The organism is Rhizomicrobium sp. (assembly GCF_056722145.1).
In genome coordinates this window covers 1-5,256 of sequence record NZ_JBWZET010000122.1, presented here as the reverse complement: position 1 = coordinate 5,256, position 5,256 = coordinate 1, and the positions used below count along the sequence as shown (strand labels likewise).

At 64.3% G+C, this 5,256-nt stretch carries 8 protein-coding genes; 2 read left to right on the top strand and 6 right to left on the bottom strand.

Features of this window, described 5'->3' with window-relative positions:
• Both AC1P6P_RS06930 and AC1P6P_RS06925 read left to right on the top strand, forming a co-directional pair.
• Window positions 1-194: hypothetical protein (locus AC1P6P_RS06930; protein WP_481401704.1), on the top strand; the 194-nt coding region annotated here is incomplete at its 5' end.
• Window positions 191-334: a hypothetical protein gene (locus AC1P6P_RS06925; protein WP_481401703.1), complete on the top strand. Its 144-nt coding sequence runs from the start codon at window positions 191-193 to the stop codon at window positions 332-334. The genes AC1P6P_RS06930 and AC1P6P_RS06925, both read left to right, overlap by 4 nt.
• Window positions 335-454: 120 nt before the next feature.
• Here the strand turns inward: AC1P6P_RS06925 and AC1P6P_RS06920 are convergent, their stop codons facing one another.
• The 6 genes from AC1P6P_RS06920 to AC1P6P_RS06895 form a co-directional block, all read right to left on the bottom strand.
• A complete protein-coding gene (locus tag AC1P6P_RS06920; protein ID WP_481401702.1) occupies window positions 455-1,585 on the bottom strand; it encodes a radical SAM protein in 1,131 nt (376 codons plus the stop codon).
• 114 nt (window positions 1,586-1,699) lie between these two features.
• Complete coding sequence (locus AC1P6P_RS06915) at window positions 1,700-2,446, bottom strand: M15 family metallopeptidase (protein WP_481401701.1); 747 nt, start codon at window positions 2,444-2,446, stop codon at window positions 1,700-1,702.
• Window positions 2,443-3,078, bottom strand: a complete 636-nt coding sequence (locus AC1P6P_RS06910) for a DUF1349 domain-containing protein (protein ID WP_481401700.1) — start codon at window positions 3,076-3,078, stop codon at window positions 2,443-2,445. Before AC1P6P_RS06910 ends, AC1P6P_RS06915 begins: the two co-directional genes overlap by 4 nt.
• 90 nt (window positions 3,079-3,168) lie before the next feature.
• A complete protein-coding gene (locus tag AC1P6P_RS06905) occupies window positions 3,169-3,795 on the bottom strand; it encodes a class I SAM-dependent methyltransferase (RefSeq protein ID WP_481401699.1) in 627 nt (208 codons plus the stop codon).
• Between the two features lie 51 nt (window positions 3,796-3,846).
• Complete coding sequence (locus tag AC1P6P_RS06900; protein ID WP_481401698.1) at window positions 3,847-4,524, bottom strand: TetR/AcrR family transcriptional regulator; 678 nt, start codon at window positions 4,522-4,524, stop codon at window positions 3,847-3,849.
• A 129-nt stretch (window positions 4,525-4,653) separates the two neighbouring features.
• The coding region (locus AC1P6P_RS06895; protein WP_481401697.1) for a glutamine synthetase family protein at window positions 4,654-5,256 on the bottom strand (603 nt) is incomplete at its 5' end.

Here is a 5,256-nt window from a genome sequence, read left to right as displayed (position 1 = left end):
CCGGCAAGGTGTTTCAGGCCGTCGATCGTTTTGGTTTCGGTGAACGCGTTGCCATGCCGTTGAGCCGTGACGGGCACACCGGCGATGGCCTGATCGGCGCCACGGTCTACGAGACGTTTCACAATTTTCAGCCGCAGCCGCAGCCCGATTGCCTCCAGTGGTTTCCTCTCTCGCCCGGCGAGGTCCTGCCATGAGCGAACGCACCATCCGCAGCGTATTGCGCGAAGTCCTCCAGCTGTTGCGCGAGGCGTTCGCGCCCGCCGCGGGCCGCTTCCTGCCATTCGACGGCTATCCCTCGCGCTTTCGTCCGCCGATGAAGAAAGCGCCGCGCTGAATTAAGATTGCGAGCCGTGTGAAACGCCCCAAGCAGCGGGCGCACAGCACCCGCGTCGAAACCAAAGTGTCAGGGATGCTCCCGCTCCAAACTGCCAGCAATGAGTCCGCTTGAACAGCGTTACGCCGGCGCGTCCTGGAATTTGCGGGGGGCGAGTTTCTTGATGACGCCAGCTTCCTGCACCACTGCTTTAATGGACGCGCCGAGGCCCGGCTGCACGAAGCGGCCCATGGCGGCGCCGACGTGGCCCCTGGAGACGTCGGCGATGGCGTCGGTCACCGTGACGCCGAAATGCATCAGCGCCGAGGTGTCGCGATAGCAATTCTGGTTGCAGGCGGTGCAGCGGTCACTGCGCTCGGGCAGGCGATCGAGATCGAACACCGATCCCATCGGCTCGCTCCACGCTTCGCAGCGCCACAGCATCAGGTTCCAGTCGAGATAGAAGTATTTGCGGCCGCCGACGCAGGCGATGTGCTGCTCCTCGTCGCGGGCGAAGCGGCGCAGGTCTTTCAGTGCGGCGACCGGATTCATCACCGGGAAGCGTTTCTTGAGATCGAGGATCGCGTCGATCGCCCGCTCCAGTTCGGGCCCGGTGAAATCGACCAGATCGGAGTCCGGATTGAACACCAGCGATGACGAACCGAACGGCTCCTTGCGCGGATAGGAAAAGCTCATCGCATCGCAGCCGACGTGATCGAGAATTTCCGGCAGGCGCGCGAAATCGACCAGCTTCGAGACCGTGACGACCGCGATGGTCGGAAGCCCCGCCGCCTTGGCGATGGCGACCGATTGCTTCAACCGCTCCACCACGCCCTTGAGGCCGCGGTTGTTCTCGTGCACGGCGATGTCATGGCTGTCGAGCGAGAACAAGAGGGTGGAAAGCCCCGCCTCGATCAGGCGCGGCAGCTTGTCGGGCAACAGCCAGCCGTTGGAGATCATCGCCGGACGCATCCGGTTGGCGACGATCGCCGCCGTCATGTCGACGATGGCCGGATGCAGCAGCGGCTCGCCGCCCTGGAAATTCACATAGCGCACGCCGCGCCGGTAGAGGATCGGCAGCGCCTCGAGGAACCTGTCCTTGTCGATATAGCGGCGATCGGTGACGATCTGCTTGTCGTGCGCGAAGCAGCAGAAATTGCAGGTCGCCTGACAGACGTTGGTGATTGAGACGTCGCAAACCGACGGCACCAGCGCTTTTGCCCAGCGGCCGACGGCGTTGTCTGCTTCATCCTCCGACGCGTACGCCACCATCAATCACCGCTCGCTGCCACGCCCGCACGTTACAATCTATCGGCCACGGCGCAACCCCTTGCCGCGGGTTCTCGGCGACGAATTCGGGGCAAAAAGCACGTTCCTGTTTGGATTTTACGACAGTGCGAGTTCCGGGCGGTATTCGAAATGCATGGTGTCGTAGTGAAACCACTTGCCGCCCCAGATGAATCCGCGACGCTCGAATATTTCCACGATCGCCGTGGGGATGCGGTTCTTCCAGCCGTCGCGACTCCAGCGCCAATAATCGGAGAATTTCGTGTTGATATCGACAGCGATGCCAAACGAATGTGCACTCTGGGTGTCGGTGCCGGCGATGGCGCGCCACACAAAGCTGCCCTCGGGCGGCACCAGATAGCGGTGCAGCGACGGCGGCAACCCGGCGAGTTCGTCGATCATGCCGGTGACGATGCGATCGACACCGTTGACGCGCGTAAACGGCAGCGCCATGCGGCAATCGCCGATGCGCCAGAGCACCGGCACGAGCCGGCGTTGCACCTCCGCCGCGCTGGCGCCGTACATTTTGTTGAAGAAGGCGAGATTGCGGAAGCGGCCGGGATCGAAATCGCGCGGCGGCGAACGTGTCTGCGGTCCGCGCGGGTAGGGCAACGACATCTGGTCGGCAAGGCTGGGCGCGGCGAGTTTTTCCTCGAACGATTTCGCCGGGCGGGCGTCGCTCCATGCCATCAGCGTGCCGTCGCGCCAGACAATGCCGTCAGCCGTGGCGCGGGCGAGACAATCGGGATAGGCGGCGACAAGCTTCTGGCGCTCATCGGCCGCCGCGCGCGCACCGACAAACGGCAACGTTGCCGCCCCGAGCAGCGCGCGACGGCTGAGCGTCATCGACCGGGCTCGTAGCGAACGTCGGAGAAGGTCACGGCGATGCCGTCGCCGACCGGCGATTGCGCCAACAGGCCGGCCTTCAGCACCGTCAAGTCGCCGTTGAGCGCGAAGGTGCGCAGCATGGTCCAGGTCTGGCCGTCGCGCGAGGCGTAGAAGTACAGCGCCAATCCCTTGCGGCTGACGCGCAACCACAGTGTGTTGTCGGCCGCGACGAGGTCGGTGTAGCTGTCGTCGGAGACGGTCTTGTTGACCACCATCACCACCGACAGCTTGCGGTCATCGTGGGCATCTTCGAGGCACAGCTTGGCCCAGTTGTCGCGATCGACGAACACCGCCAGGGCGCCGGAATCCCAGCGCAGCTTGGGATCGAGATGGACCTTGGCGGACAGCGTGAAATTCCCGGTCGGCTGCAGCAGCAGCGTCGGTGCGTTGTCGGTGGCCTTGGACGGGTTCCACGGCGGCACGAACCAGTTCGTCTTCGGTTCCGCCGTGATGGTGAGACTGTCGGCACCCGTCGCTGTCCACGCCACCGGCCCGTTGCGGGTGGTAAGCGGCGCGGGCAGCGCGGTCAGCGCCGGCTCGGCAATGGCGGCGGCGGCGAACACGGCAAACGCAACGGCGAAACGGATCATCGGAACATCCCCCTGCAGACAGGCCCTGAGAATAGGACGATCCCGGCAAAACAATAGCCCCTCGGCGTTGCCACCGAGGGGCGCGCCGGTTCATTCCGTCCGGCGGATGATGGCGAACCACATCTTGAGGCCTTCGAGCTGTTCGGGATGCTCGAAGGCAGGGTTCAATTCGCCGGCGGCGTAGTCGAGGCTTTCGATCTGCCAGCCATCGGCGAAATCGCGGCCGATGTCTTCGCGCGTCAGGCCACCGCCGGGCGCTTGCGGACAATCGGCAAAGGCGAACAGGAACAGCTTGCCGCCCGGCCTGAGAACGTGGCGGAGCCCGGCGACATAGCGCTGGCGATCGGCCGCGCCATAAATGTGATACAGGCCGCTGTCGATCACCGACGCGAACGAGCGGTCCCAGTCGGCGAGCGTCATGGCGTCCTTGACCTGGAAATCGACCAGCACGCGCTTCGCCAGTGCCTTCGCCTTGGCGCGCGTGATCGCCTGCTGGATGAAATCAATCGCGGTGACGGCAAGACCGCGAGCGGCGAAATAGATCGCCGTGCCGCCGGTGCCGCAGCCGCTGTCGAGCAGCGGGCTCCTGATCTGATCCTGCACCGAGATGAAGGGCGGCTGCGGCTTGCCGATATCCCACGGCGGATTGCTCTCGGCATAAATCTGGGTGAAGCCGTCAAGGGTGGAGCCGGCGGCTGGAATTTGGACATGCGTCATCGATAACCTCCAAGGGTTTTGGGCAGAGTTGCGAAGCAGGCGAGGGTGCGATCAGCCGTCGGGCGGGGGCGAGGCCAGAATGCCGTCGATGATCACGTCGAGCGCCCACAGGAAGCGGCTCTTGGGCGAACTGGTGAAGAACTGATCGCGCGAGGCGTGGAGCAGCGGAAATTCCTCCGCCGACAGATTTTCGAGAATCTTTTTGGCGCGACTGAGATCGTTGCCCTTGTCGCGCCAGTTGCTGTGCTCGGCCGCGACCGCCGTGACATGCAGCAGCAAGGCGTCGACGGCGAGCGCCGCCCGCGTCGCCAGCACGCCGCCCTCCATCAGGATGTCGAGCATGGTTTCGACGATACGCAGCGCATTCGGCCCTCCGGCGATCTGCATCATCGCCATCTGGGCGAGGCCGCGCTTGTTGTAGAGAACCAGCATGTACGACGTCAGCAGCGCCTTCAGCCGGTCGCGCCAGTTGCCGTCGCGGTTTGGCGGCAGCGCAATCTCGGCGAAGGCCGCATCCAGCATCTCCGCGTGCAGGTCGTTGAGATTGGCAAAATAGACGTAGAGCGAGGCGGGGCCGGTATCGAGTGTGGCCGCGACCCGGCGCAGGCTGAGGCCCTCAAGGCCGTCGCGGTCGAGCACGGCAAGGGCGGCGGCGACGATCGCCTCGCGGCTCAGCGGCGCCTTGGCGGGACGGGCACGGCGGCTGACAGGGGCGGGTTTCTGGTCCATTCTCCGAACATAATCATAACGATCAATGTTCGTCAAGAATGGTGTTCGTCTGGCTCTGTGGCTCTCCAAAGCCAAAACCCCCCGACGTTTCCGCCGAGGGGTTCGGTACGCTCTGATTTCAGGAGAAGATCAGACCGAATAGTACATCTTGAACTCGACCGGGTGCGGGGTGTGTTCGAAGGCGTAGACTTCTTCCATCTTCAGCTCGATGTAAGCGTCGATGAAGTCGTCGTTGAACACGCCGCCCTTCTTCAAGAAGGCGCGGTCGGCGTCGAGCGCCGCCAGGGCTTCACGCAAGCTGCCGCAGACGGTCGGGATCTTCTTCAGCTCTTCCGGCGGCAGGTGATAGAGGTCCTTATCCGCGGGATCGCCGGGGTGGATCTTGTTCTCGATGCCGTCGAGGCCGGCCATCAGCATGGCGGCGAAGGCCAGGTACGGGTTCGAGCCGGCGTCCGGGAAACGCACTTCGACGCGCTTGCCCTTGGGGCCCGGCGCGAACGGAATGCGGCACGAGGCCGAGCGGTTGCGGGCCGAATAGGCCAGCAGCACCGGGGCTTCGAAGCCGGGGATCAGGCGCTTGTAGGAGTTGGTCAGCGGGTTGGTGATCGCGTTCAGCGCCTTGGCGTGCTTGATGATGCCGCCGATGTAGTAGAGCGCGGGGTCCGACAGATCGGCATAACCCGAACCGGCGAACAAGGGCTTGCCGGCCTTCCAGATCGACTGGTGGACGTG